General features: G+C 65.2%; 27 protein-coding genes. 10 read left to right on the forward strand and 17 right to left on the reverse strand.

Annotated elements, in window-relative coordinates; genetic code table 11:
- Positions 1–3 precede the first annotated feature (3 nt).
- A complete protein-coding gene (locus AWC06_RS15275; protein ID WP_211281973.1) occupies positions 4–408 on the reverse strand; it encodes an HIT family protein in 405 nt (134 codons plus the stop codon).
- Positions 409–559: 151 nt separating this feature from the next.
- On the opposite strand from AWC06_RS15275, the gene AWC06_RS15280 reads away from it, so the two are divergent.
- Positions 560–1,096 carry a YceI family protein gene (locus AWC06_RS15280; RefSeq protein WP_085198830.1) on the forward strand — a complete coding sequence of 179 codons (537 nt, stop codon included), beginning with the start codon at positions 560–562 and terminating at the stop codon, positions 1,094–1,096.
- Here the strand turns inward: AWC06_RS15280 and AWC06_RS15285 are convergent.
- The 9 genes from AWC06_RS15285 to AWC06_RS15325 all read right to left on the reverse strand — a co-directional run bounded on the left by AWC06_RS15285 (position 1,093) and on the right by AWC06_RS15325 (position 10,012).
- Positions 1,093–1,965, reverse strand: coding sequence for an SDR family NAD(P)-dependent oxidoreductase (locus tag AWC06_RS15285; protein ID WP_085198831.1), 873 nt, complete (start codon positions 1,963–1,965; stop codon positions 1,093–1,095). The genes AWC06_RS15280 and AWC06_RS15285 overlap by 4 nt on opposite strands.
- 17 nt (positions 1,966–1,982) lie before the next feature.
- Positions 1,983–3,980 (reverse strand): oxidoreductase, encoded by a 1,998-nt coding sequence (locus AWC06_RS15290; protein WP_085198832.1) that lies wholly within the window; start codon positions 3,978–3,980, stop codon positions 1,983–1,985.
- 77 nt (positions 3,981–4,057) lie between these two features.
- Positions 4,058–5,185, reverse strand: coding sequence for an NDMA-dependent alcohol dehydrogenase (locus AWC06_RS15295; RefSeq protein WP_085198833.1), 1,128 nt, complete (start codon positions 5,183–5,185; stop codon positions 4,058–4,060).
- Positions 5,186–5,242: 57 nt separating this feature from the next.
- Positions 5,243–5,785 carry a nuclear transport factor 2-like protein gene (locus AWC06_RS15300; protein WP_085198834.1) on the reverse strand — a complete coding sequence of 181 codons (543 nt, stop codon included), beginning with the start codon at positions 5,783–5,785 and terminating at the stop codon, positions 5,243–5,245.
- Between the two features lie 2 nt (positions 5,786–5,787).
- The gene (locus tag AWC06_RS15305) at positions 5,788–5,994 is read right to left on the reverse strand and encodes a ferredoxin (protein WP_085198835.1); all 207 of its coding nucleotides are present in this window, start codon (positions 5,992–5,994) and stop codon (positions 5,788–5,790) included.
- 1 nt (position 5,995) lies between these two features.
- A complete protein-coding gene (locus tag AWC06_RS15310) occupies positions 5,996–7,339 on the reverse strand; it encodes a cytochrome P450 (protein WP_264479853.1) in 1,344 nt (447 codons plus the stop codon).
- An 11-nt stretch (positions 7,340–7,350) separates the two neighbouring features.
- Entirely contained in the window at positions 7,351–8,169 is an 819-nt protein-coding gene (locus AWC06_RS15315; RefSeq protein WP_085198837.1) for an SDR family oxidoreductase, read from the reverse strand.
- Positions 8,170–9,372, reverse strand: a complete 1,203-nt coding sequence (locus tag AWC06_RS15320) for a cytochrome P450 (RefSeq protein ID WP_085198838.1) — start codon at positions 9,370–9,372, stop codon at positions 8,170–8,172. It lies immediately after the preceding gene.
- Positions 9,373–9,454: 82 nt separating this feature from the next.
- Positions 9,455–10,012 (reverse strand): TetR/AcrR family transcriptional regulator, encoded by a 558-nt coding sequence (locus tag AWC06_RS15325; RefSeq protein WP_211281977.1) that lies wholly within the window; start codon positions 10,010–10,012, stop codon positions 9,455–9,457.
- A gap of 185 nt (positions 10,013–10,197) precedes the next feature.
- Between AWC06_RS15325 and AWC06_RS15330 the strand changes: the two genes are divergently transcribed.
- The 5 genes from AWC06_RS15330 (at position 10,198) to purD (ending at position 15,071) form a co-directional block, all read left to right on the forward strand.
- On the forward strand, positions 10,198–11,664 hold the full coding sequence (locus AWC06_RS15330) for an aldehyde dehydrogenase (protein WP_085199034.1): 1,467 nt from the start codon (positions 10,198–10,200) through the stop codon (positions 11,662–11,664).
- 76 nt (positions 11,665–11,740) lie between these two features.
- Complete coding sequence (locus AWC06_RS15335) at positions 11,741–12,490, forward strand: SDR family oxidoreductase (protein WP_085198840.1); 750 nt, start codon at positions 11,741–11,743, stop codon at positions 12,488–12,490.
- Positions 12,487–13,338, forward strand: coding sequence for an NAD(P)-dependent oxidoreductase (locus tag AWC06_RS15340; RefSeq protein ID WP_085198841.1), 852 nt, complete (start codon positions 12,487–12,489; stop codon positions 13,336–13,338). The genes AWC06_RS15335 and AWC06_RS15340 overlap by 4 nt, the downstream gene beginning before the upstream one ends.
- Before the next feature lie 8 nt (positions 13,339–13,346).
- On the forward strand, positions 13,347–13,784 hold the full coding sequence (locus AWC06_RS15345; RefSeq protein ID WP_085198842.1) for a carboxymuconolactone decarboxylase family protein: 438 nt from the start codon (positions 13,347–13,349) through the stop codon (positions 13,782–13,784).
- Between the two features lie 18 nt (positions 13,785–13,802).
- Positions 13,803–15,071 carry a phosphoribosylamine--glycine ligase gene (gene purD, locus AWC06_RS15350; RefSeq protein WP_085198843.1) on the forward strand — a complete coding sequence of 423 codons (1,269 nt, stop codon included), beginning with the start codon at positions 13,803–13,805 and terminating at the stop codon, positions 15,069–15,071.
- On the opposite strand, the gene AWC06_RS15355 is transcribed toward purD, so the two are convergent.
- Positions 15,068–16,651, reverse strand: a complete 1,584-nt coding sequence (locus tag AWC06_RS15355; protein WP_085198844.1) for a gamma-glutamyltransferase family protein — start codon at positions 16,649–16,651, stop codon at positions 15,068–15,070. The two genes, purD and AWC06_RS15355, sit on opposite strands and share 4 nt — an antisense overlap.
- 3 nt (positions 16,652–16,654) lie before the next feature.
- Positions 16,655–18,163, reverse strand: coding sequence for a FadD7 family fatty acid--CoA ligase (locus tag AWC06_RS15360; protein ID WP_085198845.1), 1,509 nt, complete (start codon positions 18,161–18,163; stop codon positions 16,655–16,657).
- A 42-nt stretch (positions 18,164–18,205) separates the two neighbouring features.
- Here AWC06_RS15360 and oxc point away from each other — a divergent pair, with 42 nt between their 5' ends.
- Positions 18,206–19,924, forward strand: coding sequence for an oxalyl-CoA decarboxylase (gene oxc, locus AWC06_RS15365; RefSeq protein WP_085198846.1), 1,719 nt, complete (start codon positions 18,206–18,208; stop codon positions 19,922–19,924).
- Here the strand turns inward: oxc and AWC06_RS15370 are convergent.
- Positions 19,890–20,384: a hypothetical protein gene (locus AWC06_RS15370; RefSeq protein WP_085198847.1), complete on the reverse strand. Its 495-nt coding sequence runs from the start codon at positions 20,382–20,384 to the stop codon at positions 19,890–19,892. The genes oxc and AWC06_RS15370 overlap by 35 nt on opposite strands.
- On the reverse strand, positions 20,381–20,743 hold the full coding sequence (locus tag AWC06_RS15375) for a cupin domain-containing protein (RefSeq protein ID WP_211281974.1): 363 nt from the start codon (positions 20,741–20,743) through the stop codon (positions 20,381–20,383). Before AWC06_RS15375 ends, AWC06_RS15370 begins: the two co-directional genes overlap by 4 nt.
- A 145-nt stretch (positions 20,744–20,888) precedes the next feature.
- Here AWC06_RS15375 and AWC06_RS15380 point away from each other — a divergent pair, with 145 nt between their 5' ends.
- Both AWC06_RS15380 and AWC06_RS15385 read left to right on the forward strand, forming a co-directional pair.
- On the forward strand, positions 20,889–21,638 hold the full coding sequence (locus AWC06_RS15380; RefSeq protein ID WP_169715361.1) for a helix-turn-helix domain-containing protein: 750 nt from the start codon (positions 20,889–20,891) through the stop codon (positions 21,636–21,638).
- A 69-nt stretch (positions 21,639–21,707) separates the two neighbouring features.
- On the forward strand, positions 21,708–22,571 hold the full coding sequence (locus AWC06_RS15385; protein ID WP_085198849.1) for an alpha/beta fold hydrolase: 864 nt from the start codon (positions 21,708–21,710) through the stop codon (positions 22,569–22,571).
- Here AWC06_RS15385 and AWC06_RS15390 read toward each other — a convergent pair.
- Positions 22,543–23,088 (reverse strand): TetR/AcrR family transcriptional regulator, encoded by a 546-nt coding sequence (locus AWC06_RS15390; protein ID WP_085198850.1) that lies wholly within the window; start codon positions 23,086–23,088, stop codon positions 22,543–22,545. The two genes, AWC06_RS15385 and AWC06_RS15390, sit on opposite strands and share 29 nt — an antisense overlap.
- Positions 23,072–23,518 carry an SRPBCC family protein gene (locus tag AWC06_RS15395; RefSeq protein ID WP_085198851.1) on the reverse strand — a complete coding sequence of 149 codons (447 nt, stop codon included), beginning with the start codon at positions 23,516–23,518 and terminating at the stop codon, positions 23,072–23,074. The genes AWC06_RS15390 and AWC06_RS15395 overlap by 17 nt, the downstream gene beginning before the upstream one ends.
- 80 nt (positions 23,519–23,598) lie before the next feature.
- Between AWC06_RS15395 and AWC06_RS15400 the strand changes: the two genes are divergently transcribed.
- Entirely contained in the window at positions 23,599–24,774 is a 1,176-nt protein-coding gene (locus AWC06_RS15400; protein WP_085198852.1) for a thiolase family protein, read from the forward strand.
- Here the strand turns inward: AWC06_RS15400 and AWC06_RS15405 are convergent.
- The gene (locus AWC06_RS15405; RefSeq protein WP_372457991.1) at positions 24,771–25,517 is read right to left on the reverse strand and encodes a TetR/AcrR family transcriptional regulator; all 747 of its coding nucleotides are present in this window, start codon (positions 25,515–25,517) and stop codon (positions 24,771–24,773) included. The two genes, AWC06_RS15400 and AWC06_RS15405, sit on opposite strands and share 4 nt — an antisense overlap.
- Positions 25,518–25,546: the final 29 nt, after the last annotated feature.

Below are 25,546 nucleotides of genomic sequence, written 5' to 3' on the forward strand. Positions count from 1 at the left end.
CTCTCACGTCAGCTCGGCGAGGGCTGCCTTGATCTTGGCCTGCGCTTCGTCCAGCGATTGCGCAGATGGATTGCGATCGACGTTGGCAAAGCCGAAATCGCTCAGGCTGCGGGTCGGGAAGACGTGCACGTGGAGGTGAGGAACCTCCAGCCCGGCGATGATGACGCCGGCCCGCGCGGCGTCGAACGCCCGGCAGACGGCCTTGCCGATCAGCTGGGCCACCGCCATGACCCGGGCGAATACCGGTTCGTCGACGTCCTGCCATTGATCGATCTCGGCTCGCGGGACCACCAGCGTGTGCCCTTGCGTCATCGGCTCGATGGTCAAGAATGCGACGATCTCGTCGTCCTCGTACACGAATCGGCCCGGCAGTTCCCCGTTGATGATCTTGGTGAAGACGGTGGGCATGAGCCCAAGCATATGAGCCGCCCAAGCGCCCCTCGCGGTTGGTACGGTCAACACGCCACCGAAGTGGGACTATCGTCTAACGAAAGTGGCGCGTATGCCGACGGGTTGACGGCACTGTGCAATCAACCCGCGCTCACATACAGGAGATGACATGTCTGCTGTTACAACATTTCTCAGCAGCGCCGAATCGGTCGGCGCGTGGAACCTGGTGCCGGAACAGTCGACCATCCGGTTTGAGAACAAGACGATGTGGGGCGCGATGAAAGTCCGTGGCGCGTTCACCGAGTTCAGCGGCGGCGGCCAGATTCAGGACGGTCAAACCGTTTCCGGCCGAATCGAAGTCAAGGCCGCGTCCGTAGACACCGGACTGCACACGCGCGACGAGGACCTGCGTTCGGCGAGTTTCTTCGACGTCGAGAAGTACCCCAACATCACCGTCGTGGTCTCTGGTGGGCAGCCCGCCGGTGATGACACCGTCCGCCTTGATGCCGAGCTGACCGCCAAGGGCATCACAGCGCCAATCCCGCTTCAGGCCCACGTGGAGGTGCTCAGCGACAACGAGGTGTGCCTGACAGCGCATACGACTGTCCAGCGCAAGCAGTTCGCGGTGGAAGGGAACATGTTTGGCATGGTGGGCGCGAAGACGACGCTGAAGGCCAGCCTGGTATTCCGGCGCGCTGCCGCCTAGCTGCGGTTGATCAGCCCGGCCAGTTCGGTCACCGACCAGGGCGGTGCGTCGTGATGGTCGCGGTATCCGATCGGTGTGGGAGCGGGTCGCGGAAAGCGTCCGACGAAACCGCCTGAGGCGACAAAGATTTCGCCGGTCACCCGCTCTGCGAGATCGCTGGCCAGATAGGCGTAGATCGGGGCGACGTAATCCGGTGTCGCTACGTCAAGCGACCCTTGCATGGAGACGTCGTCGAGCAGCCCTCGCCGATTCAGTTCGGTGATGTGGGCTTCATACGCCGCACCGGTGGACAGCCGCGTCTTGGCGCCGGGGCACACCACATTGGCCCGTACCCCGTGCTCTTTGAGTTCTGCGGCAATCGCCAGTGTGAGACTGTTGACCGCACCCTTGCCGGCCGGATACCCGCTGCCGCCGTAGTCACCGAGGAACGCGACCGAGCTCGTGTTGATGATGCTGCCGCCGCCTTGCGCGACCATCTTTGGTGCGGCCGCGCGGCAGGTCGCGAAGACCGTGCCCAGGTGCGCGTCGAGAAGCTCGGCAAACTGCGCGGCGCTGATGTCGAGGATCGACGAACCCGGCGGTTCCGCGATGCCGGCACAGTTCACCAGGATGTGGATGGCACCGAATTCGTCAATACACTTGTCCACCAACGATTCTGCGGCCGACTGGTCGGCCGCTGAACCGGGATGAGCCACGGCGTGGCCGCCGTCCGCGGCAATTTTGTCTGCGGTGGCCCGGGCCGCATCGGCGTCCCGGCCATTGACCACCACACCCGCGCCGTGACGCGCCAGTAAAGCAGCCACGGCCGCGCCGATACCCCGCGACCCGCCGATGACGACGGCGCCGCGGTCGGCTAGCAGTGGACTCACTCGGCCGCTCCTAATCTCTAGACGGCGCAGGCGGCGCGGGCGCCTTCTTCGGTGGCTTTGCGGATCAGGCCCAAGCCGGTGCAGTCGCCGGCGGCGTGCACCTGAGCGTCCGGCACGGCAGTCATCAGGGCATCGAACAACGCGGTGTCGGCTTCGGGTGTGCCGGCTAGGACGACGGTATCGGCCGCCAGCGCACGGGTGCTCCCACCGGCAGGCGTGAATTGCACGCTGTCCGAAGTGATCCGTTCGACTGGGGCGTGGACGTGGACGGTGACACCCAGCCGGTCGAGACGATCCATGTGCTCGGTCCTGCGTTTGTTGCCGACCTCGGGCGCTATCATCTTGCCGCCCTCCAGGATCGACACGAAACGGCCCCGGCCCGCGAGGAATTCGGCAAGTTCGAGGGCGACCAGGTCGCCACCGATGATCGCAACGCGACGGCCAAACGGCATCCACGCCCGAGTGGCTGCCCGCATGAGCGTCGGGCGGATCAGCTGCTGCCTACGCCCGGCGAACATCTCCCGCAGTTTCGGCCCGGTCCGAACGTGCGGTAGCCGGGAGCCGGGGATCTCGGGGACGACGACGCGGCCACCAGTAGCCACGACAACGGCTTCGGGTGCGAGTGTGACCACGTCGCTCGTTGAAACAGCATGGCCTAGCTCGACTTTCGTATCCGAAGCCCTGACTTCGTCACGCAGATATCGAAGGAACGGCTCGTTCTCGGGATGCAGTACCGCCGCCCAGAGCAGCGCACCGCCCAGCTGGCCGTTGCGCTCAAACAAAGTCACCCGGTGCCCGCGTTCGGACGCCACGCGGGCGGCTTCCAAACCGGCGGGCCCGCCGCCGATCACCACCACGTTTTTGGCTCTCGCCGTGCGCATCGTCGCCAATTCGCGTTCCTTGCCGGTGCGCGGATTCACGGCGCAGTCGACGGAGAACCGCAGTTCCATGGCATCGATGCAGTTTTCGCAAGAGATGCATTTGCGAACTCGATGCGCCTGACCGGTCCGCAGCTTGTGGAGCAGGTCAGGGTCGGCGAGCAGTGGGCGGCCCATCGCAATGAAATCAGCGCGGCCGTCGGCCAGGATCTGTTCGGCCCGCTTCGGGTCGTGAATGCGGCCCACCGCGATCACCGGCACGTCGACCACCTCTTTGACTGCCGCCGCTGCACCGACGTTGAGTTCGTCGCCGTCGTCAGACCCGTTGACCATGCCGGTCACCAGCCGGTCGATCACACCCCCGCTGACATGAAAAGCATCGACTCCAGCTGCCACCAGCTGCGGTGCCACTTGCGCCGTTTCGTAAATCGGGCGGCCCCCGGCGACGCGCTCGTATCCGGAAATCCGCAGCGTGATCGGCAGCGCGTCGCCGACTTCGGAGCGAATCGCGGCCAGCGTCTCGAGCACTATCCGGATGCGGCCTCGCACCGAATCCCCCCGGTAGTCATCGGTACGTCGATTGCGTTGCGGGGCAAGGAACGAGCCAAGCAGCATATAACCGTGCGCGGCATGCAGCTTGATGCCGTCGTAGCCCGCTTCGGCGGCCCGGCGCGCCGCGGTCTTGAACAGGTCGAGCACCTCGGTGAGTTGCTGCACGCTGATCTCGGCCGAGGGCCGCCCAGTCAGATACGACGGGATCACGGACGGCCCAAGCGATGTCACACCGTGCATTTCCGGACCCAGGCCGTCCGGACCGGCATGCACGACCTGCGGCTGAATCTTGGCGCCGTGTTCGTGCACCGTCTCCACCAGTGCCCGGTGGGCGTCTACCGCCGCGTCGGTGCCCAGATGCAAACCGCCAGGTGTTTCCGGATGCCGATGGTCAATCCCGGTGGCGCCGACCGTGATCAGGCCGACGCCCCCTTGAGCCCGTGCGGCGAAATAGTCGCGAGTGCGCTGCGAGGGCAGCCCGTCGGGCGTACCGTACATGGTCTCCATCGGCGACATCACCAGGCGGTTGCGCACCGACATGGCGCCGATCCGTCCCGGCTCCAGCAGATGTCGGAAGGTGCTCACCGATACCGCCGACTGGCCACTTATTGCACGCTTTTCGCGTTAACGCGTGTCATAACTGGCCACTCGGCAGCAAAAGATCATCTGTCAGCGTCGGTATAGCGGATGACGCCGCGAATGTTCTTGCCGTCCAGCATGTCCTGGTAGCCGTCGTTGATCTGCTCGAGCTTGTACTGACGGGTGATCATGTCGTCGAGATTGAGCTTGCCCGCCTTGTACATCGCCAGCAATTGCGGGATGTCGTACTGCGGGTTGCCGCCGCCGAAGATGGTGCCCTGCAGGTTCTTCTGCATCAAGGTCAGCATCGCGAGGTTCAGGTTCACCTGATTGTCCAGCAGGCTACCGATAGCGGTCACCACGCACGTGCCGCCCTTGGCGGTCATGATCATGTAGTTTTCGATGTCGGCGCCCTTCAGTTCACCGACCGTGACGATCACCTTCTTGGCCATCAGACCGTAGGTGACCTCCATGATGCCCCCCAGCGCGGATTCGATGTCCGGATAGACATGGGTGGCACCGAATTTCAGTGCCTGGTCGCGCTTCCACTCCACGGGGTCGATAGCGAAGATGTAGCGGGCGCCGGCGTTGACCGCACCCTGCAGCGCGGACATGCCCACGCCGCCGATGCCGACGATGGCGACGTCGTCGCCGGGCCGGATGTCGGCGGTTCGAGTGGCCGAGCCATAGCCGGTCGTCACGCCGCAACCCACCAGGGCGGCCACCTCGAAGGGCACCGACGGGTCGATCTTCACCACCGAACTATTGTGCACGACCATGTACGGCGAGAACGTCCCCAGCAGCGTCATCGGGTAGACGTTCTGACCGCGGGCCTGGATGCGGAACGTCCCGTCGGATACCGCTGCGCCGTTGAGCAGGTCGGCCCCCAAGTCGCAGAGGTTGCGCATACCCGACTGACACGTCGGGCACTTGCCACAGGACGGGATGAACGACAACACGACGTGATCGCCCTCGGCCAAGTCCTCGACTCCAGGACCGACCTCGGTGACGATCCCCGCGCCCTCGTGACCGCCGAGAACCGGGAAACCGCCCATCGGGATGCCGCCGGTCACCAGGTGGTGGTCGGAATGGCACATCCCGGCCGCTTCCATCTGGATCTTGACCTCGTCCTTGCGCGGGTCGCCGATCTCGATTTCCTCGATCGACCATGGCTGGTTGAACTCCCAGATCAGCGCGCCCTTTGTTTTCACCGCGAACCTGCTTTCAACTAGTTGGTGGGGGCCTGAGCGACAGCGTAGTGACGTGGGTCACCACAGCGGAACGGGGGCCTTACCTAGGGGGTAGTAGCCGGGCAGCTTCTCACCGGCGAGGCTGCGCTCGATGCGCTTTTGCATGCCTGCCGACAACTTTCCGTCCTTCATCAGCTGCATGTACAGCGCCTGGACGTGACCGAAGTCGAAGAAGTCGCGCTGCCACTCGATGAGCTGGTCGGCGTTGAGCCGAAACCAGCTGCCGCCGATTCCGTAGATCTCCTGCCGGCCGTCGCCGTCGACGACCACCTGCTTCCAGAAGCCGACGATCTCTCCCTGCTGGTCGTCGATGATGACCTTCTGGTACGGGTACTGCCAGTTCTCCAGGCCCTCCATTTCCCAGCCGAGAGCGATGTCGCGGATCTCGTCGATCCCGACGCACATGACGTCTTCCTTGGGCCCGATGTTCCAGCCGTAGGTGGCGTCGGGAGCGTAGAAGTCGGCCAGCGGCTTCCAGTCGCCCGCTTTCTCGCAGTCCTTGTTGGCCTGTAGCCAGCGCTGCACCCACTCGTCGAGCTCTGAACGCGCAAAGGACGCCATTGTCAGCCTTCTTTCTCTTCGATGGACAAAGCCTGGGTAGGACAGGCCCACACGGCTTGCTCGATCTCCTTGCGGGCTTCCTCGGGCGGCTCGTCGTCGAGGATTTCGACCTGGCCGCGTTTGGGCACCCGGAAATAGTCGGGCGCTTCCAATTCGCACATGGCATGGCCCTGGCACAGATCCAGGTCGGCTTTCACCTTGTAACCCATCTCAGCTCCTGCGGCGGTAGCGCACCTTGGCCGGCTGAGCCAGCTGCACCACCATCTTGGAATGATCGTTGCGGTAGCTCTCCGACGGCTGGGTCATCTCGAATTCGTACTCGCGCAACAACACCGAGAAGATCGCCTTGATCTGCATGGTGGCGAACGCGGCCCCCACGCAGCGGTGCCGGCCCGCGCCGAACGGTATCCAGGTCCACCGGTTGATCAGGTCTTCCTGACGCGGTTCCTGGTAGCGTTCCGGCACGAAGTCGTCCGGGTCGGGGAAGTCTTCGGGGATCCGGTTGGAGATCGCCGGTGAGGCTGCGACGAAATCGCCCTCGTGGATGGGGTAGCCACATACTTCGAATTCGCCCTTGGCCACCCGCATCAGGATGATCAGCGGAGGATGCAGCCGCAGCGTCTCCTTCAGCACGTTCTCCAGCTGCGGAATCTGGCGCAGCGCATGGAAACTCACCGACTGACCGTCCGCGTAGAGTTCTGCGAGCTCCTCGATCACTCGTTCATAGACATCCGGGTGGCGCATCAGCTCTATCAGCGTCCAGGATGCGGTGCCCGAGCTGGTGTGGTGACCGGCGAACATCAGCGAGATGAACATGCCGGTGATCTCGTCGGCGGAAAACCGGGGATTGCCGTCCTCGTCCTTGATCGACACCAGGACATCGAGCATGTCGCGGTCGCCCTTGTCGGCCGGAGGATTGGCGATCCGCTGGTTCATGATCTCTTGAACCAATGCCACCAAGCCTATTCGGGCTTCGTCGCGACGACGGAAGCTTTCGATCGGCAGATACGGGTCGACATAGCACAGCGGGTCGGTGCCGCGTTCGAGTTCGTGGTAGAGGTTGGCGAACCGGAAGTCGAGCTGCTCACGGAACTTCGGACCGATCAGGCATGCGGTCGAGGTGTAGATGGTCAACTCGGCAAAGAAGTCCAGCAGGTCGATTTCGCCGGTGTCGCCCCAATTCTCGATCATCCGGTGCACTTCGCGCTCGATCGTGACGGCGTGACTCTTCATGTGCTCACCACGCAGCGCGGAGTTGTGCAGCATCTCCTTGCGCCGCTCCGGGCTGGCGTCGAACACCACGCCCTTGCCGAAGATCGGCGTCATGAACGGATAGGCCTCGGCCTGGTCGAGATCCTCGTCGGCCGAACGGAAGAAGAACTCGTTTGCTTCCGCCCCGGACAGCAGCACGACTTGCTTGCCTGCCAATTGAAACCAGCCGACGTCGCCGCACTCGTCGCGGACACGTCGCATCAACCCGATCGGGTCGGTGCGGAACTCCTCGAGATGGCCGTGCTCCTGCTCGCCGCCGGATACCCGCCGAACTTCTTTCAGCTCTTGACTTGTCACGACTCCTCCGGATACTTCAGCTGCTTGCGTTCCGCGGGCGCACTGGCCAACGGCGCCTCGGGTTGAATCTCCATCGATGTGATGAACCCGCCGCGCGGCGTTTCGGCGACGAACGCGATCGCCCTGGCCAGGTCGGATGCCCGCAGGAAGTAGTCGTGGCGGGCCTGCCCCCATTTGGCCCAGTCTTCGAGCATCGGACCGATCGACTCGGGCGGCAGGCTCCAGCCCATGCCGGTCTTCGTCGGACCGGGGTGCACTATCGAGGCGCGCACACCTGTGCCTTCGAGTTCCATTTGCAGGTTGGCGACCATCGCCACCAGCGCCGCCTTCGCCGCGCCGTAGGCGCCCATGTGTGGACGCTGACGCAGCGCGACGTCCGACCCGACGAAAATCAGGTCGCCGCGTTGACGTTCCAACATTCCCGGCAACACGGCAGTGGTCAACCGGTTGGCGCCGATGAGATGGATCTGCACCTGCGATTCGAAGACGTCGGTGCTGATCTCATGCAGACGACCGAAGAAGGTGTCGCCGGCGCCGGTGACCAGCAATTCGATGTCGCCGAGTTGCTCGGTTGCCTGGTGCACAAACGATTTGACCGATTCCGGTTCGGTGACATCGAGATGCAGCGCCACGGCCTCACCGCCGTCGGCGCGGATCTGGTCGACGAGCTCCTGACATTTCTCGACGCGGCGGGCGCCCAGCGCGACCGGAAAGCCGCGGCCCGCGAGTTCGACAGCCGTCGCAGCGCCGATGCCCGACGACGCGCCGGCGACGATGGCGGGACGGCGGGCGGGATGTGGTTCGAAGCGGGGCATTTACGCGGTCTCCACGGTCATCGGCAGGGAAGCGAATCCGCGCACGTTACTGGAATGCACACGCACGGCATTCGCCTCGTCCACCTGGTAGTCACGGACTCGACGCAACAGCTCGGTGAGCGCCACCCGCGCCTCCATCCGGGCCAGATGCGCACCCAGGCAAAAGTGCGCGCCGCTACCGAAACTGACCAGCTTCGAGCCGATGTCGCGCCCGATGCGGTAGTCGTCGGGATTGTCGAACACCCGATCGTCGCGGTTGGCTGAGCCCGGCAGCAGCAACAGCACGTCGCCTTCGGGAATCGTGTTGTCGTAGAGCGTGAGCTCTTGCGCCACGGAACGAGCGAGGATTTGGCTGGACGTGTCGTAGCGCAGCGTCTCCTCCACCCACAGCGCAACCCGTGAGTGGTCGGCGAACACACCGGCCAGCTGATCCGGATTGCGCGCCCCCCAATATGCGGCATTGGCAAGCAGTTTGGTGGTGGTCTCGTTGCCCGCTACCACCATCAAAAACAGGAACGCCATGATCTCCTCGTCGGTGAGGCGGTCCCCGTCGATCTCGGCCTCCAACAATGCCGACGTCAAGTCCTCGGACGGCTTCTTGCGGCGTTGGTTGACCATCTCGGCGTAGTAGACCAGCAGATCGGCCGATGCTTGCATCGCTGAGGCCGGTACGTCGGCCAAGCCATCCTCGCGGTGCATCACGCCGTCGGCCAGCTCGCGGATGTGGGCCCGGTCGGGCTCGGGCACGCCCATCAGTTCCGAGATCACGTCCATCGGCAGCTTGCCCGCGAATTCGCTCACGAAATCGAAGGTTTCGTTCTGCAATGCCGCATCCATGTGCATGCATGCCAGCTCGACCACCCGCGGCTCAAGCTCACGGATTCGGCGCGGGGTGAAGCCCTTGGACACCAGCGTGCGCAACCGCAGATGGCCCGGATCGTCCATGGCCAAAAACGACATCACCCGGTTGGCATCCCGGTTGCGCGATACCGGATCCAGGGAAACGCCATAGGCATTCGACAGCGCGGTGCTGTTGCGGAAACCCTGCAACACATCGTTGTGGCGCGACAACGCCCAGAACTTCAACTCATCGTTGCGGTACAGCGGGGCCTCGTCGCGCAGCCGCCGGTAGTACGGATACGGGTCTTCGTGGAAGTCGTAGTCGTAGGGATCGAGCAGCAGCTCGGGCGTCTCGATGGTCATCAGCGCCGCTCCTCCTCATCGCGTCGTCCCCCTCGCCGCTGTGCGGCTGGGGGTGCCCCCACTGCATCGTCGCCGGCGCGGCTCATCGGTCTCTCGTTTCCAGAATCATGCTCACCACGTATGCGAGCCGGTCGGCGATCTGGTGATAGGTGTAGGCCCCGCTGGCGGCGTTGACCAGCGCGCCGAAAAAGGTCATTTCGAGCGCGGCCACGGTGCGGGAATCGGCATCGGGTCCGATGGCTGAGGTGATGCGGCGATGGATCTCGGCACCGATCCGGTCACGCACCTGTCGCACCGCCGGGTCGGCGCCGCCGCCGAGCAACGCCGTCGTGCACGCGGCGGCGACCTCGGGCTCGTCGGCCACCACCAGCGCCAGGTGGCGCAACGCCTTGTCCACCCGCGTCGGCATCGGTTCGTTGACGTCGGTGAAGAACGGGACCTGTCGCACCAGATCCAGGTACACCTCGGCGATCAGGTGGTTCTTCGACGAGAAGTAGGTGTAGGCGGTCGCAGGGGCCACTTTGGCGCGGGCGGCCACGGCGCGCACCGTCAAGTCGGCATAGGACTTCTCCCGCAGCACCTCGACGCCCGCGGCAAGGACCTTGCGGAAGGTCTCTTCCTGCCGACGGTTGCGTGGCATCTCCGTGATCGAGACCACTGCATCACTGGACACTTGTCCAAGTTATCCGACATAGCCGATGCGAGGCAAGCCCGCAGGACAAATACGTAGAAGACGCAGGGCACTTGCCGCGCTGCCCCGCGGCGGCTATGGTTCGACTGGACTATTCCGGACAAGTGTCCACCGTAATGTGGCGGGAGCTGAGGATGGCATTACTGGCCGACGGCGCGAGTGCTCTGCTCATCGACGGCAAGCTGACGAGCGGCAGTGCGGGAACCTTCCCGACGGTCAACCCGGCGACCGAGGAAGTACTCGGGACCGCGGCCGACGCCGACGCCGAAGACGTGGGCCGCGCTGTCGAGGCGGCGCGGCGGGCCTTCGACGAAACCGATTGGTCGCGCAACACCGAATTGCGCGTCCGGTGTGTGCGGCAGCTGCGTGATGCGATGCAAAAGCATATAGAAGAGTTGCGTGAACTGACGATCGCTGAGGTCGGGGCGCCGCGGATGCTCACGGCCATCGCTCAGTTGGAGGGCCCGGTCAACGATCTGGAATTCGCAGCGGACACCGCCGAGTCATATGAGTGGAACCAGGATCTCGGTGAGGCGTCCCCGATGGGCATCCCGACTCGCCGCACCATCGCCAGGGAAGCGGTCGGTGTGGTCGGGGCGATCACCCCGTGGAACTTCCCGCACCAGATCAACCTGGCCAAGCTGGGCCCGGCGTTGGCCGCCGGCAACACCGTCGTGCTCAAACCCGCGCCGGACACTCCCTGGTGTGCGGCGGTGCTGGGCGAGCTGATCGTCGAGCACACTGATTTTCCGCCCGGCGTGATCAACATCGTCACCTCCAGCGACCACGGTGTGGGGGCGTTGTTGGCCAAAGACCCTCGGGTGGACATGATTTCATTCACCGGCTCGACGGCCACCGGCCGCAGCGTGATGGTCGACTCCGCGATGACCATCAAGAAGGTCTTCCTGGAACTCGGCGGCAAGTCTGCGTTCGTCGTGCTCGACGACGCCGACCTGGCCGGTGCCTGCTCGGTGGCGGCGTTCTCGGTGTGCATGCATGCCGGGCAGGGGTGTGCGATCACCACCCGGCTGGTGGTCCCGCGCGCCCGTTACGACGAGGCGGTCGCGACGGCGGCGGCCACCATGTCGTCGATCAAGCCTGGCGATCCCACCGACGCCGGCACCGTGTGTGGTCCCCTGATTTCGGCGCGGCAGCGCGACCGGGTGCAGGGCTACCTGGACCTGGCTGTGGCAGAAGGCGGTTCGTTCGCGTGCGGCGGCGGCCGCCCGGCGGATCGCCCCACCGGATTCTTCATCGAGCCCACCCTGATCACCGGGCTCACGAACGACGCGCGGGTGGCTCGAGAGGAAATCTTCGGGCCGGTGCTCACAGTGATCGCCCACGACGGTGACGACGACGCTGTTCGCATCGCCAACGACTCTCCATACGGGTTGTCCGGCACCGTGTTTGGCGCCGACCCTGAGCGCGCGGCCGCGGTCGCGTCGCGGCTGCGGGTGGGCACCGTCAACGTCAACGGCGGTGTCTGGTATTCGGCAGACGCGCCGTTCGGCGGCTACAAGCAATCCGGCAACGGCCGCGAGATGGGGCTTCTCGGTTTCGAGGAGTATTTGGAAGCCAAGCTTGTCGCCGTTGCCGTCTAACGTGCCGAGTGTGGACTTATGACACGCCACGGCGCGAAAAACGTGCAATAACCCCACATTAGGCGGAGAGGGAGAGATGAGATTCGACGGTAAGGTGGCCATTGTCACCGGAGCGGCGCAAGGCATCGGGCAGGCGTATGCCCAGGCGTTGGCTCGTGAGGGCGCCGCCGTGGTGGTCGCCGACATCAACGCCGACGCGGCGCAGGGCGTGGCCAAGCAGATCGTCGCCGACGGCGGCAAGGCGATTCACCTTCCGGTCGACGTGTCCGATCCGGATTCCGCCAAGGCCATGGCCGATGCCACGGTCGCCGAGTTCGGCGGGATCGACTATCTGGTCAACAATGCCGCGATCTACGGCGGCATGAAAATCGACCTGCTGCTGACGGTGCCGTTCGACTACTACAAGAAGTTCATGAGCGTCAACCTCGACGGCGCGCTGGTGTGCACCCGCGCGGTGTACAAGAAGATGGCCAAGCGGGGCGGCGGCGCGATCGTCAACCAATCATCGACCGCGGCGTGGCTGTACTCCAACTTCTACGGCTTGGCCAAGGTCGGGATCAACGGGCTGACCCAGCAGCTGTCCCGCGAATTGGGCGGGATGAACATCCGTATCAATGCGATCGCGCCGGGCCCGATCGACACCGAGGCCACCAAGACCGTCACACCCGGCGAGCTGGTCAAGGACATGGTCAAGCAGATCCCGTTGTCCCGGATGGGAACTCCGGAGGATCTGGTCGGCATGTGTCTGTTCCTGTTGTCGGACGAGGCTTCGTGGATCACAGGACAGATCTTCAACGTCGACGGCGGACAGATCATCCGATCATGAGCGAGAACATGCGGCTCGGGTACATCGGCCTCGGCAACATGGGCGCACCGATGGCGAAGCGTCTGGTCGACTGGCCGGGCGGCCTCATCGTGTTCGACATCCGCACCGACGCGATGACACCATTGGCCGAAGCCGGCGCCACATTGGCCGACAGCGTGGCCGACGTCGCCGCCGCCGAGCTCATCAGCGTCACGGTGCTCGATGACAAACAGGTGTGCGAGGTGGTAGGCGCTCTCGCACAGAATGCCAAGCCCGGCACCGTGATCGCGATCCACTCCACAATCAGCGACACCACCGCCGTCGATCTTGCCCGCGAATTGCAACCACAAGGCATTCACATCGTCGACGCTCCGGTCAGCGGTGGGGCAGGGGCCGCCGAAAAGGGTGAGCTGGCAACGATGGTGGGCGCCGAGCGCGAGGTATACGAGCGCATCAAACCTGCATTCAAGCAATGGGCCTCGATGGTGATCCACGCCGGTGAGCCGGGCGCCGGGACGCGAATGAAGCTCGCGCGCAACATGTTGACGTTCACCTCGTACGCAGCGGCCTGCGAGGCGATGAAACTGGCCGAGGCTGCCGGGCTGGACCTGCAGGCGCTGGGCCGGGTAGTGCGCCACACCGACGCCCTCACCGGCGGACCGGGGTCGGTGATGGTGCGCGAGGATATGAAACCCATTGAGGCGGACAGCTTTCTGTATCAGCCGTTCCTGCATGCGCGCGAATTGGGCGAGAAGGATCTGAGCCTGGCGCTGGCGTTGGGCAAGACCGTGTCGGTGGACTTGCCGCTGGCAGAGGTGGCTTTTCAGCGGCTGGCTGCCGGACTTGGTGTGCCGCATGCGAACAAATAGGAGAAGCCATGGACGAGTTGCGTCGCAAGGGCCTCGAGAAGATGAACGAGGTCTACGGCTGGGAGATGCCCAATGTTGAGGGTGACGCGTACTTTGACCTGACCGTCGATCACCTCTTCGGCACTATCTGGAGCCGGCCGGGATTGTCGATGCGCGACAAGCGCATCATGACCTTGACGGCCGTGACCGCCGTTGGGAACCGCGACCTGGCCGAGATCCAAATCAATGCCGCACTGCTCAACGAGGAACTCACCGAGACTGAACTCAAGGAGATTGCCGTCTTCCTCACCCACTATCTCGGTTTCCCGCTGGGTTCGGCGCTCAACGGCGCGGTCGACGCCGTCGTGGCAAAGCGCAAGAAGGCCGCGGCAAAGGGGGCCGGAGAGGACAAGAAGGCCAATGTCAAGGATGCGTTGAGGATGCACTCCGGTAACACCCGCGACTAGCAGCTAAAGTGGCGTTTCGTGCGCGTCCTGGTGATCGGCTCCGGTGCCCGCGAACATGCCTTGCTGCTCGCCCTCGGCAACGATCCCCAGGTCGACGCGCTGGCCATCGCCGCCGGCAACGCGGGCACCGCCGTAATCGCCGACCAGCACCAGGTCGACATCACCTCCGGCGATGACGTCGTCGCGGTGGCCCGCGAGGTGCGCGCCGACCTGGTGGTCATCGGCCCGGAGGTCCCGTTGGTGCTCGGCGTGGCCGACACCGTGCGCGAGGCCGGCATCGCGTGTTTCGGGCCCAGCAAGGCCGCGGCACAGATCGAAGGCTCGAAGGCGTTCGCAAAAGACGTGATGGCGGCGGCCGGTGTGCGCACCGCATCGAGCGAGATCGTCGACAACCCAGCACGTTTGGACGCGGCGCTGGACCGGTTCGGACCGCCGGCCGATGAAGCCGCCTGGGTGGTCAAAGACGACCGGCTGGCCGCGGGCAAGGGCGTGGTGGTGACACCGGACCGCGATGCCGCCCGCGCCCATGCTGCCGGGCTGCTCGAAGCGGGGCATCCCGTGCTGCTGGAGTCCTACCTCGACGGCCCCGAGGTGTCGTTGTTCTCCCTTGTCGACGGCCAAACCGTGGTCCCACTGCTGGCCGCCCAAGACTTCAAGCGGGTCGGCGACGGCGACACCGGACCCAACACCGGCGGCATGGGTGCCTATGCGCCGTTGCCGTGGCTACCCAACCACGTCTACCAAGCAATGGTCAGCGAGATCGTCGAACCCGTTGCGGCCGAACTGGTCCGGCGCGGCAGTTCGTTCACCGGGTTGCTCTACGCCGGGCTGGCGATCACCTCTAACGGCCCGGCGGTGATCGAATTCAACTGCCGCTTCGGCGATCCGGAGACGCAATCCGTGCTCGCACTGCTTGATTCACCGCTCGGCCAGCTACTTTACGCCGCAGCCACCGGTGATCTGGCCAGCTTCGGCGAATTGCGTTGGCGCGACGGCGCGGCGGTCACTGTGGTACTGGCGGCCGAGCACTATCCAGGCCGGCCGCGGGTCGGCGATGTAATCGTCGGTTCTGAGGCCGAAGGCGTGCTGCACGCGGGAACGGCCCGGCGCGACGACGGCGCGATCGTGTCATCAGGCGGCCGAGTGCTCTCCGTGGTGGGCACCGGGGCCGATCTCTCGGCGGCTCGCACGGCCGCCTACGACATCCTCAATTCAATCCGGTTGCCCGGCGGCCACTTCCGCACCGACATCGCGCTGGCCGCCGCGGAAAGCAAAATCCGCGTCTAGAAACCTGCGGCCTGGCCGTCCCGGCGGGGGTCGCTCACCGCAAGATAGCCATCATCGAGCCGCCAGATCGCCTGGCAGCTGCCGAACTGGTTGTAGTCATCCACGGTGACAAGCTGATGACCACGCCGATGCAATTCGTCCAGCGTTGACTGCCGAAAACCCTTCTCGCAGTACACTTGCAGGCCGTGCGCCCAACGAAAGCGCGGGCCGTCGCAGGCCGCCTGCGGATTCTGGCCGTGGTCGACGATGCGCGCCGCCACCTGCACATGACCCTGCGGCTGCATCGGACCGCCCATCACCCCGAAACTCATCACCGGAACGCCGCCCTGGGTCATAAAACCCGGGATGATGGTGTGGTAAGGACGCTTGTTGGGCCCTACGCGGTTCGGATGGCCCGGCGTTGCAACGAAATCCGCACCGCGGTTCTGCAAGGCGATACCGGTGCCCGGAACCACCACGCCGGAGCCGAATCCCATGTAGTTCGACTGGATCATCGACACCATCATCCCGGAGGCGTCAGCGGCGGTGAGATAGACGGTTCCTCCGCTCGGTGTCCCGGCGGATGCCGGCTTGGCTCGATTCCGGTCGATCAGCGCCGCCCGCTGCCGCAGATAGTCCTTGTCGAGCAACTGCTCCGGGCGCAGCGGCATGTGGCCGCTGTCGGCGACATAGGCCTGTGCGTCCGCGAAGGCCAGCTTCATGGCTTCGATCTGCAGATGCACACTGTCGGCGGAATCGACTGGGAACGAGGACATGTCGAACTGCTCGAGAATCCCCAGCGCGATCAGGGCGACGATGCCCTGGCCGTTGGGCGGTATCTCGTGGATGGTGTATCCGCGGTAGTCGGCGCTGATGATGCCGACCCAGTCGGCGCGATGGGCAGCCAAGTCGCTGGCTTGCATGACACCGCCATGGGCCTTCGCGTGCGCCTCTAGTTGCGCCGCCAGTTCCCCGCGATAGAACGCCTCGCCGTTGGTTGCGGCGATCTTCTCCAGCGTGGCGGCATGGTCGGGCAGGCTGACCAGCTCACCCGCGTTCGGCGCCCGCCCACCGGGCATGAACGCGTCGGCGAATCCCGGCTGGGCCTCGAACAGCGGCACCTGCTCCGCCCATTGCGCCGCGACTGTCGGCGACAGCACAAAGCCGTTGCGGCCGTACGATATTGCGGGCTCAAAGAGCCGTTCGAACGGCAGCTTGCCGAACTTGGCGTGCAACTCCACCCAGGCCGACACCGCACCAGGAACAGTGACCGAATTCCAGCCGAGCGCAGGAACACCGTTGTCGCCGAAGTATTCCGGCGTCCACGCCGCGGGTGAGCGGCCTGAAGCGTTCAGCCCGTGCAGTTGCCTGCCGTCCCAGACGATGGCGAACGCGTCGGCGCCGATGCCGTTGGAGACCGGTTCCACCACGGTGAGAGTTATCGCGGTGGCGACGGCCGCATCCACCGCGCTGCCACCCTCGGCGAGCATCCGCAGACCCGCCTGCGCGGCAATCGGTTGCGATGTACACACGACGTTCCTGGCCAGCAGCGGCTTGCGCGGCCAGGCATACGGCAGCTTCCAATCGAACGGGACACTCACCGGTCAGTCTCCGGACCCGAACTGCTGCGCCACTGCGCGACGGTCTATCGAGCCTTTGGCGGTATGCGGCAACTCGCCGGTCAGCGTGATGTCGGCCGGCACCTCGAACCGGGCGAGCCGTTCGCTGCAGAATTCGATGAGTTCCGCCGTCGTCGGCGTAGCGGACGGATCGGGCACGATCGCCGCGGCCACGGTCTCCCCGTAGAGCGGGTCCGGGACGCCGAACACGGCCGCCTCCACCACCTTCGGGTGACTGGCCAGCACGCCCTCGACGCGCTCCGGCGATATCTTCTCCCCGCCTCGGTTGATCAGCTCCTTGATCCGGCCGCGTAGCGTCAGCTCGCCCTGGTCCGACAGCGACCCTAAGTCGCCCGTATGCAGCCAGCCGTCGGTGAAAGTGCTTGCCGTCGCCTCTGCATTGCCGAGATAACCCCGCACGACCGTGCGGCCGCGTACCCACACTTCCCCGACAGCACCCGGCGGGAGCGAGTGCCCGTCGTCTCCGACGATCTGGATCTGCGCACCCGTCGAGCGGCCGACGAGGCCGGATGGCAGCTCCGTGTGGTCATCACTGGTGCTGGACACCTGGTGCGTGCACTCGGTCATGCCGTACGCACTCAGCACAGGTGCTGCGAACCTGGCGCGCAGCTCTCGCGCCGTCTCCGGACTCAGCGCCGCGCTACAGCTGCGCAGAAAGCGCAGCGACGGCTGTTCGGTTTCCGTGCGCTGCAAGACAATTTGGTGAATGGTCGGCACCGCGGTGAACCAAGTAGCGTGTGCGGCGCGGACGTCGTCGGAGAAGGTGTGCGCGGAAAACCGCCCCCCGGCGGGAATCAGCACACGTCCACCGGAGGCCAGTGTCGATAGCAACGCGGCGATCAGCCCGTGGCCGTGGAACAGCGGCATCACCGCGACGGTCGCATCATCCGGGCCGAGCCCGTAGGTGCCGACGACGCCGCGGATCGAGCACGCGATGTTGTCATGGGTCCACGGCACCAATTTCGGTGAGCCGGTGGTGCCGCCGGTGAACATGATCAGCGCGTCGTCGGCCCGCAACCCCTCGGGTGTGTCACTCGTCGGCGATGGTGCCGGCGTGGGGTCGAGGTGCACGGCGTTTTCGGTCAGCGAAACTCGCCAACACGGGAATGGCGGCTCCCCGGTCTCGGCTGCGTCGACCAAGACGACCCGCGCCCCCGTCGCGGTGACGCGGGCACGCTGCTCGGCGACGGGCAACGCCGGATCCAACGGGACGGCAACCAGGCCCGCGGCCGAAGCCGCCAGCAACCCGACGACGAACTCCGCGCTACTGGGCGCCCGCAACGCCACCCGGTCGCCGGGTTGCAGTCCGGCTTGCGTCAGCTGCCCGGCCAAGTCGTCGACAAACCGGACGAGGTCACCGTAGGTGATCGGCGTGCGATCGGCAGTGACGACGAGTGCGATCGCCTCCGAGCGGCGCCGCGCCGCCGTCTGAAGCAGATCGGCGATGGATGGGCTCTCGGCTGCGGACGTCATTAATCACACGCTAGTCGTCCGTGCAGATGCCACAGTGGACACATGACCACGTCATCCGCATCCGAGCTGACCGACGGTTTCCACGTCATCGTGGACGCCCTGAAGCTCAACGGAATCGACACCATCTACGGGCTGGTCGGAATCCCGATCACCGATCTCGCGCGTCTTGCCCAGAAATCCGGTATCCGCTTCATCGGTTTCCGGCATGAGACCTCCGCCGGCAACGCCGCGGCCGCCGCCGGGTTTCTCACCCGGCGCCCCGGCGTCTGTCTGACCGTCTCAGCGCCGGGCTTCCTCAACGGCCTGGTTGCGCTGGCGAACGCCACGACGAACTGCTTCCCGATGATCCAGATTTCGGGATCGAGCGAGCGCCCGCTGGTGGACCTACAACGGGGCGACTACGAGGAACTCGACCAGCTCAGCTCGGCCCGGCCGTTCGTGAAGGCGGCATACCGGATCGCGCGGGTGCAGGACATCGGCTTGGGCGTCGCTCGCGCGATTCGCAGCGCGGTCTCCGGGCGTCCGGGTGGGGTATACCTCGACATTCCGGGCACCGTACTGAGTGAGGCCATCGACGCGGCGGCGGCCGCCGGCACGATCTGGCGTGTTGTCGACCCTGCTCCGCCTCAACTGCCGGCCCCCGAGGCGGTCGATCGCGCGTTGGGCATGCTGGCACAGGCACAGCGGCCGCTGATCGTGCTCGGCAAGGGTGCGGCATATGCCCAGGCCGACAATGTGATTCGGACATTCGTCGAAACCACTGGCATTCCCTATCTGCCGATGTCGATGGCCAAGGGGCTGCTGCCGGACTCGCACCCGCAGTGCGTCGCGGCGGCGCGCTCGCTGGCGCTGTCGCGTGCGGACGTGGTGATGCTGGTGGGCGCTCGGCTGAACTGGCTGCTGGGCCATGGCGAGTCACCGCCGTGGTCGGCCGACGCCGAGTTTGTCCAAGTCGATATCGCGGCCGGCGAATTCGACAGCAACCGTCCGATCGCGGCGCCGCTGGCCGGCGACATCGGCTCGGTGATGTCGGCGCTACTCGACCGCATCGATGCACATCGGATTGTCGCGCCGACCGCGTGGACCGATGAGCTGGCCGAGCGCAGGGCCCATAACGACGCCGCCATGCGCAAGCGGCTGGCCGAGGATCCGCACCCGATGCGATTCCACAATGCGCTGCGCGCCGTTCGCGATGTGCTGCAACAGCATCCGGGGGTGTATTTGGTGAACGAGGGTGCCAACGCGTTGGACGTCGCGCGCAACGTGATCGACATGCAGCTGCCGCGCCACCGGCTTGACAGTGGAACATGGGGCGTGATGGGCATCGGCATGGGCTACGCCATCGCCGCCGCGGTTGAGACCGGCGAACCCGTGGTGGCGATCGTGGGTGACAGCGCGTTCGGGTTCAGCGGCCTGGAATTCGAAACGATATGCCGCTACGGGTTACCGGTCACCGTCGTCATCCTCAACAACGGCGGGGTCTATCGCGGTGACGAGCCGCCGGTCAACAGGCGAGTCTCCGGGACCGACCCCGCACCCACGGTGCTGAGCGCCGCCGCTCGTCACGAGTTGATCGCAGAAGCATTCGGCGGCAAGGGTTATCACGTCACGACTCCAACCGAGCTGCAGTCCGCACTGACCGAAGCGCTGGCATCCAACGGGCCGGCGATCATCGATTGCGCACTTGACCCGGCCGCGGGGACCGAGAGCGGACATCTGACCAGTCTCAATCCGAAGAGCGCGTCGGCAACCTCGACCTGAAATCCGTGGCAACGTATCCGAGGGTGGCGGCCAGAACCGCGAACTTGATGAGCGCCGCGATTTGCGCGCGCCGCGCGTGAACCGCAACGCTCGTGTGGTTGAGCACTTTGAGCAGCGAGACTCCCTCCACTGCATCGCCCGCGACGGCGACAGCCACGATGGCGGGCAAGGCTGCCGGATGGCCGCGACGCCGGCGTGCGCGGTCGACGAGTAGCGCCATGAGCGTGCCGTAGGTTGCCATGTATCCGAAGTCGAGCCACGTGGATAACCGTGCGGCCCGCTGACCGTCGCTGCCCCAGCGGGTCATGATTTCCTCTGCTCGAGCCTCACTACCGGCCACCTCAAATGGAATAATCCCGGGACCGCCGGTCGCGCGCATCCGCCGTTCCACCATCAGCATGACTGTTGTGTAGATGACGAAGGCGACGGTAGCTGCCGCGAGACGTTTTGTTGCGGTCATTTCGACACGGCTTCGTGCGCGGTTTCAGCACGCGGGGTGATAGCCACCAGATCGCCCGGTTCCTCGACGGTCAGGCGATGCCACTGCCCGGCAGGCACGACGCAGCAAGTTCCGGGAGACAGCGCCCTGGGCGCGCCCTCTCCGTCGGCGTGATCTCGCATGTGAACGGTGATCGCGCCGGAGAGTAGATACAGCAGTTCGTCGCCGAGCGGGTGTCGCTCCCAGACGTGTGAATGCACCGCGTCGTTGCTGTCGGCGTGAAACGCGGCCACCGTCCACAGGCCCCAGTCGCCGGACACCCCGCGCTGGCGTTCAACGACGGCGCCGCCATCGCGGAGCTCCATCAGGTTGGAGAACATGTCGATTACGCTCAACTCGCCTCCCATGGTGCCTTCGAAGAAGTATGACGTGATCGGGTCGCGATCGCATGTACGGATCCGTCGTAATTCCCAGGCCGATGTACCATTTCGTATGCGTGTCTGGGACTTAGGGCCGGGTCGGCTGATGGTCTCTGGCGCGTTCCGCGACCTTGCCCCCCACCACCATGCGGCGGTTCAGATCGGAGTCGGCACAGGTGGTCCGCTGGTGGTGAGCGGCGCCGAAGGGGGCCAGCGCACTTGCCGACTGGTTGTGATCAGGAGCGGCACCCGGCATGCGGTGCGCTCAGATGCGCGATCCACGGCGCTGACGATCTACCTCGGACTGCAAACGCGGCAAGGCGTCGTGCTGAACTCGTTGAGCCGTGACCGATCGCGACGCAGTGGTGTATGGATCGTCGAAAGCGGTGAAGAGCTCGCCGACGCGACGGGCGCGTTGTTGACCACCAAAGGTCCGCGTGCTGCGGCCGACTTCCTGGTCGGTGAACTTTGCAGTTTGTCGGACGCGGGCTCGGGAAGCGGAGCATCCATTCACCCGCAGTTGCGTCAGGCGATCGACCTCATTTCCAGCAACGTTCCGGCGACCATCGATCTTGTATCAGTCGCTGGCGCGGTGGCGTTGTCGCCGGATTACCTCGGGCGACTCTGCAGACGCCAGACTGGAGCGTCCTTTTCGGCCACCGCCCGATGGGTGCGGCTACTGACCGCGTTTCGCTACCTCTCCAAGGGTGTGCCCATCACCGATGCCGCCCATCTTGCGGGATTTGCCGACGGTTCACATGCCAACCGGGTGTGCTGGGAAATGACCGGTGCGGCCCCGAGCGACTTCGCACGAGCGCTCGCGGCTTCGCGCCTGCCGACGCCGCTGGCCGGCTGAGAAGACGACGGATCTGTACAAGCGAGCGCGAACCGGTCGCTTCATGCTTGAAGCGACCGAGGAGAGCGAATGTTGGACGACTCAGCTACCGCACCGCTTGTCACCGATGCGCGGGATCACCTGGTAAGCGTCGGCGGCAACAACATCCACGTCGTTGAAAATGGTCCAGGCGAGGGGCCGGCGCTGCTGTTGATCCACGGCCATGCGGGTTCGACAGCCTGGTGGGGCCAGATGATTCCGTGGCTGGCCGTCGATCACCGGGTCATTCGCCTCGACCTCCTTGGACACGGTCGATCTGACAAGCCAGCCGACGGCTACACGATGTCGGAACAAGCGCGAGTCGTCGGCTCGGTGCTGACACAGCTGGGTGTGAACCGCGTTATCGCGATCGGACACTCCACCGGAGCTGTGGTTGCGACCGCGCTCGCTGAGCAGCGGCGCGACATCGTGACTGCGTTGGTGCTCATTGATACCGGTCCCAACGTCGACGCTTTTCTCTGGCCGGGCGGTCTTGGCGAGCTGGTGGAGGTTCCGGTGATCGGACGGCTGGTGTGGGCGCTTCGGAACCGGTTCACCATCCGTAAAGCCCTAAGCTCGGCGTTTACCCGTGAGGTCGACATTCCCGTACAGATCATTGACGACGTACGCCGGATGAGGCACCGCACCGTCGCCACCACACCAAAAGAGACCAAGGCATTTCTCGCCCAGCGCAGTCTCCCAGACCGGTTGCGCGAGTTGATGATCCCGACGTTGGTGATTTTCGGAGTGGAGGACCGGCGGTGGCGATCGTCCTCGGCTGGCGAATTCAGTGTCGTGCCGCATGTCAACGTCGAGTTGTTGGCCGGTGTCGGCCACACCCCAATGCTCGAAGATCCCGGCCGTACCGCTGAGCTGATAACGAGCTTCATCCAGACCGGCGGACGAGATCGATGAAGGCCTGGGCCGCCGCGTTCACACCCTTGTCGTCGTCGGTGGCAATCAGATCCAGCAACAGCCCCCGTATGACGGCCAAGCCTAGTCGCGGAAGGGCCGGATCGATTGTGCCATCGGTCATTACGTCGACTTCGTCCAGCCAGGCCCCGATGGCCCCGGGGATCATCCGCGTGTACGGATCCTCACCCTGCGCTCCTCGCGCATAACACTCGAAGAAGAGTCGCTCGAACGGACGCAGCTCAGGCCGTCGGACGTCGTCCCACATCGCGGCCAGCCCTTCGGCCGGCTCGGTTGGCAGGTCGCGCAGAACGTTCCGCTGGCGACGCTCGACCTCCTCGACGATCGCCAGCAGCAGCTCGCTGCGAGAGCCGAAGTGGTGCAGCAGCATTCGGTGGCTGGTGCCTACCGCTTCCGCTACATCGCGCAGCGAGCGGTCCCCGATCCCGCCTGACGCGAACTCCTCGATGAGCGCGTCGAGTAGTTCGCGGCGCCGCTCGACGTCAGGAGACCGAGCCATCAATTCGCAGACGCTGCTCACTTCGCGCCTTCAGGCCCTGCGCTTCGAGTTCGAGATAGCGCCTGGTTATTCCGCGCATGAGTCTGCCCACCAGTGCGCCGACGGGGCCGCGCTGATCGATCTGCTGCCGAACGACGGTGCGGTTGTCGCCGGCGGCGACAACGTCGTGACGGGCAAGGGCTGAGCCACCCGGGGATCGCTGCACCCAGGTCCACGAGGCGCCCGGGACCACCTCGGTGACCTGCCACACGAGCTTGGGCATTCGTGGCTGCTTGATCTCGAACCGCTTGCCGGCCGCGAGACCCGGCCCATCGATGGCGACCAAGCGGGTGACCGATGCGGTCCATTCCGGCCAGCGCTCGACGTCGCTGAAAACATCCCAGACAAGCGAGGCCGGTGCCTCGATCTCGATGCTGCTACCCGTAGTCATGTACCAAATGGTACACGAATACGTAAGGTTCGCCAGTCCCGTTTATCGTTGCCACTACGGTAGTTGATACGGTTGACCCCATGCCCAAGCCCGTCATCGTCAGTGCCGTCCGGACCGCCATCGCGACGTCGTTCAAAGGCTCGTTGGTCAACACGCCTGCCGAGGTGCTCGCGACCACCGTGCTCACCGAAGCAGTCCGGCGGTCCGGGGTCGGGCCGACCGACATCGACGACGTGATCTTCGCCGAATCGCATTACGGCGGCGGCGATTTGGCGCGTTACGCAACGGCGGCCGCGGGCATGGTCTCAGTGCCGGGGCAGGCAGTCAACAGGCACTGCGCGGGCAGCCTCACCGCGGTCGCCAACGCGGCCGCCCAGATCGCCTCGGGCGTCGAGCGTGTGGTCGTCGGCGGGGGAGTGCAATCGCTGTCGATGGGCCCGCTGATGAAGTGGCGCATCCCCGGGCCGAACCTGGAATTCGAGGACCGCTGGATCCCTCCTACCCATGTCGAGGCGCCCGACGCGCCCACCCGGGACATGTCGATCACGGTGGGGTGGAACACCGCCCAGGCGGTCGGGATCACCCGCGAAGAGATGGATGCCTGGGCCCTGCGGTCGCATCAACGCGCCATCGCCGCGATCGACAGCGGCGCGTTCGTCGACGAGATCGTGCCGTTGAAAATCAAAGGCCCCGAAGATGCGTTGCTCGACTTCAGCGTCGACGAACATCCCCGCCGCGACACCAGCATGGAGAAGCTGGCGTCGCTGAAGGTGCTGCACCCCGAGATCGAGGGGTTTTCGATCACCGCCGGCAACAGCAGCGGCACCAATGACGCGGCCGCCGCCCTGGCGCTGGCCGACGACGGTTTTGCCCGATCTTCCGGCTTGAGCGTGCTGGGCTCGGTCAAGACCTGGGCCTCGGCCGGCGTCGACCCGAGGGACACCGGTCTGGGCGCGGTACGGGTGATCGGCAAGGTGCTGGATCGGGCGGGCCTGTCCCCCAACGACGTGACACTGTGGGAGATCAACGAGGCATTCGCCTCGGTCCCGATCGCCGCGTGCCGCGAGTACGGCCTGGACGAGGATCGGGTCAACGTCTACGGCAGCGGATGCAGCCTGGGCCATCCCATCGCGGCGACCGGAGCGCGGATGCTCACCACGCTGGTGCATGAATTGGGCCGCCGCGGCGGCGGGATCGGCGTGGCGGCGATGTGCGCGGGCGGCGGCCAAGGCGGCGCCGTCGTCGTCGAGGTCTAGACCGCTTCCCGACGTGACTCGATGAGTCGGCTGGCGTGATCGAGAATGCAGTTCAGGCCGTAGTCGAAGTTGATGTCGTCGGCCGCGCCGATGCGGTGGCCCTTCGCCGTCAGCTCGGCGATCAGCGGCATGGTGTCCGGATCGATCACCCGACTTCCGCTGCCGTGACGGGGTTCAGCGCCGCCGGACTTGTCCTGCAGCCGTTCCAATACCGCCGAACCGCGGGTGTGAACGGAGATGCTGGCGTAGGTATCGAACGCGTCCTCGGCTGACAGGCCAGCCTCCACCAGCGTTGCCACCGCCTTCTCGAGCTTCTGGAAGGCTTCTACCGTTGCCTCACGCCCGAAGCTGCCGCGGATCAGGATCAAGTCGCAGAGGATCGGATTGCTTCGGAAAGTCTGCCGCATCTTGTGGGCGTGCTTGTAGAGCGAGTCCCGCCAGTCCTCGCCTTCGACGAATGGCGTCGCGAAATCGTATTGGCCCAGGGCGCGATCGGTCATCGCGTTCAGCAGATCGTCCTTCTTCCTGAAGTACCAGTAGATGCTCGTCACGCCGACGTCGAGATGCTTGGCCAAAAGCGGCATGCTCAAGCCGTCAACTGAGACCTGTGCGGCGACTTCGAATGCGCCGTTGATGATTTCGTCGACGCTGATCGATCCGCGTTCTCGCCGCTGCCGCTTGTCCGCGACTGCCTGCCTGGCCAACTGGTTAACCTCCCCGTCTGTAACGCGATATCGTAACAGATATGGTAAGCCTTCTGGTAGCGCTCGCG

This window comes from Mycobacterium fragae (assembly GCF_002102185.1).
Lineage (GTDB): Bacteria > Actinomycetota > Actinomycetes > Mycobacteriales > Mycobacteriaceae > Mycobacterium > Mycobacterium fragae.

Bases quoted from the DNA above. Each gene is read 5' to 3' on its own strand.
- oxc (WP_085198846.1), top strand. From the start codon at position 18,206: ATGACCACGTCATCCGCATCCGAGCTGACCGACGGTTTCCACGTCATC.
- AWC06_RS15335 (WP_085198840.1), top strand. From the start codon at position 11,741: ATGAGATTCGACGGTAAGGTGGCCATTGTCACCGGAGCGGCGCAAGGC.
- AWC06_RS15320 (WP_085198838.1), bottom strand. From the start codon at position 9,372: ATGACCATCGAGACGCCCGAGCTGCTGCTCGATCCCTACGACTACGAC.
- AWC06_RS15370 (WP_085198847.1), bottom strand. From the start codon at position 20,384: ATGACCGCAACAAAACGTCTCGCGGCAGCTACCGTCGCCTTCGTCATC.
- AWC06_RS15280 (WP_085198830.1), top strand. From the start codon at position 560: ATGTCTGCTGTTACAACATTTCTCAGCAGCGCCGAATCGGTCGGCGCG.
- AWC06_RS15300 (WP_085198834.1), bottom strand. From the start codon at position 5,785: ATGGCGTCCTTTGCGCGTTCAGAGCTCGACGAGTGGGTGCAGCGCTGG.
- AWC06_RS15315 (WP_085198837.1), bottom strand. From the start codon at position 8,169: ATGCCCCGCTTCGAACCACATCCCGCCCGCCGTCCCGCCATCGTCGCC.
- AWC06_RS15375 (WP_211281974.1), bottom strand. From the start codon at position 20,743: ATGTTCTCCAACCTGATGGAGCTCCGCGATGGCGGCGCCGTCGTTGAA.
- AWC06_RS15330 (WP_085199034.1), top strand. From the start codon at position 10,198: ATGGCATTACTGGCCGACGGCGCGAGTGCTCTGCTCATCGACGGCAAG.
- AWC06_RS15275 (WP_211281973.1), bottom strand. From the start codon at position 408: ATGCCCACCGTCTTCACCAAGATCATCAACGGGGAACTGCCGGGCCGA.
- AWC06_RS15385 (WP_085198849.1), top strand. From the start codon at position 21,708: ATGTTGGACGACTCAGCTACCGCACCGCTTGTCACCGATGCGCGGGAT.
- AWC06_RS15360 (WP_085198845.1), bottom strand. From the start codon at position 18,163: ATGACGTCCGCAGCCGAGAGCCCATCCATCGCCGATCTGCTTCAGACG.
- AWC06_RS15390 (WP_085198850.1), bottom strand. From the start codon at position 23,088: ATGGCTCGGTCTCCTGACGTCGAGCGGCGCCGCGAACTACTCGACGCG.
- AWC06_RS15395 (WP_085198851.1), bottom strand. From the start codon at position 23,518: ATGACTACGGGTAGCAGCATCGAGATCGAGGCACCGGCCTCGCTTGTC.
- AWC06_RS15340 (WP_085198841.1), top strand. From the start codon at position 12,487: ATGAGCGAGAACATGCGGCTCGGGTACATCGGCCTCGGCAACATGGGC.
- AWC06_RS15380 (WP_169715361.1), top strand. From the start codon at position 20,889: ATGGTCTCTGGCGCGTTCCGCGACCTTGCCCCCCACCACCATGCGGCG.
- AWC06_RS15305 (WP_085198835.1), bottom strand. From the start codon at position 5,994: ATGGGTTACAAGGTGAAAGCCGACCTGGATCTGTGCCAGGGCCATGCC.
- AWC06_RS15400 (WP_085198852.1), top strand. From the start codon at position 23,599: ATGCCCAAGCCCGTCATCGTCAGTGCCGTCCGGACCGCCATCGCGACG.
- AWC06_RS15325 (WP_211281977.1), bottom strand. From the start codon at position 10,012: ATGCCACGCAACCGTCGGCAGGAAGAGACCTTCCGCAAGGTCCTTGCC.
- AWC06_RS15345 (WP_085198842.1), top strand. From the start codon at position 13,347: ATGGACGAGTTGCGTCGCAAGGGCCTCGAGAAGATGAACGAGGTCTAC.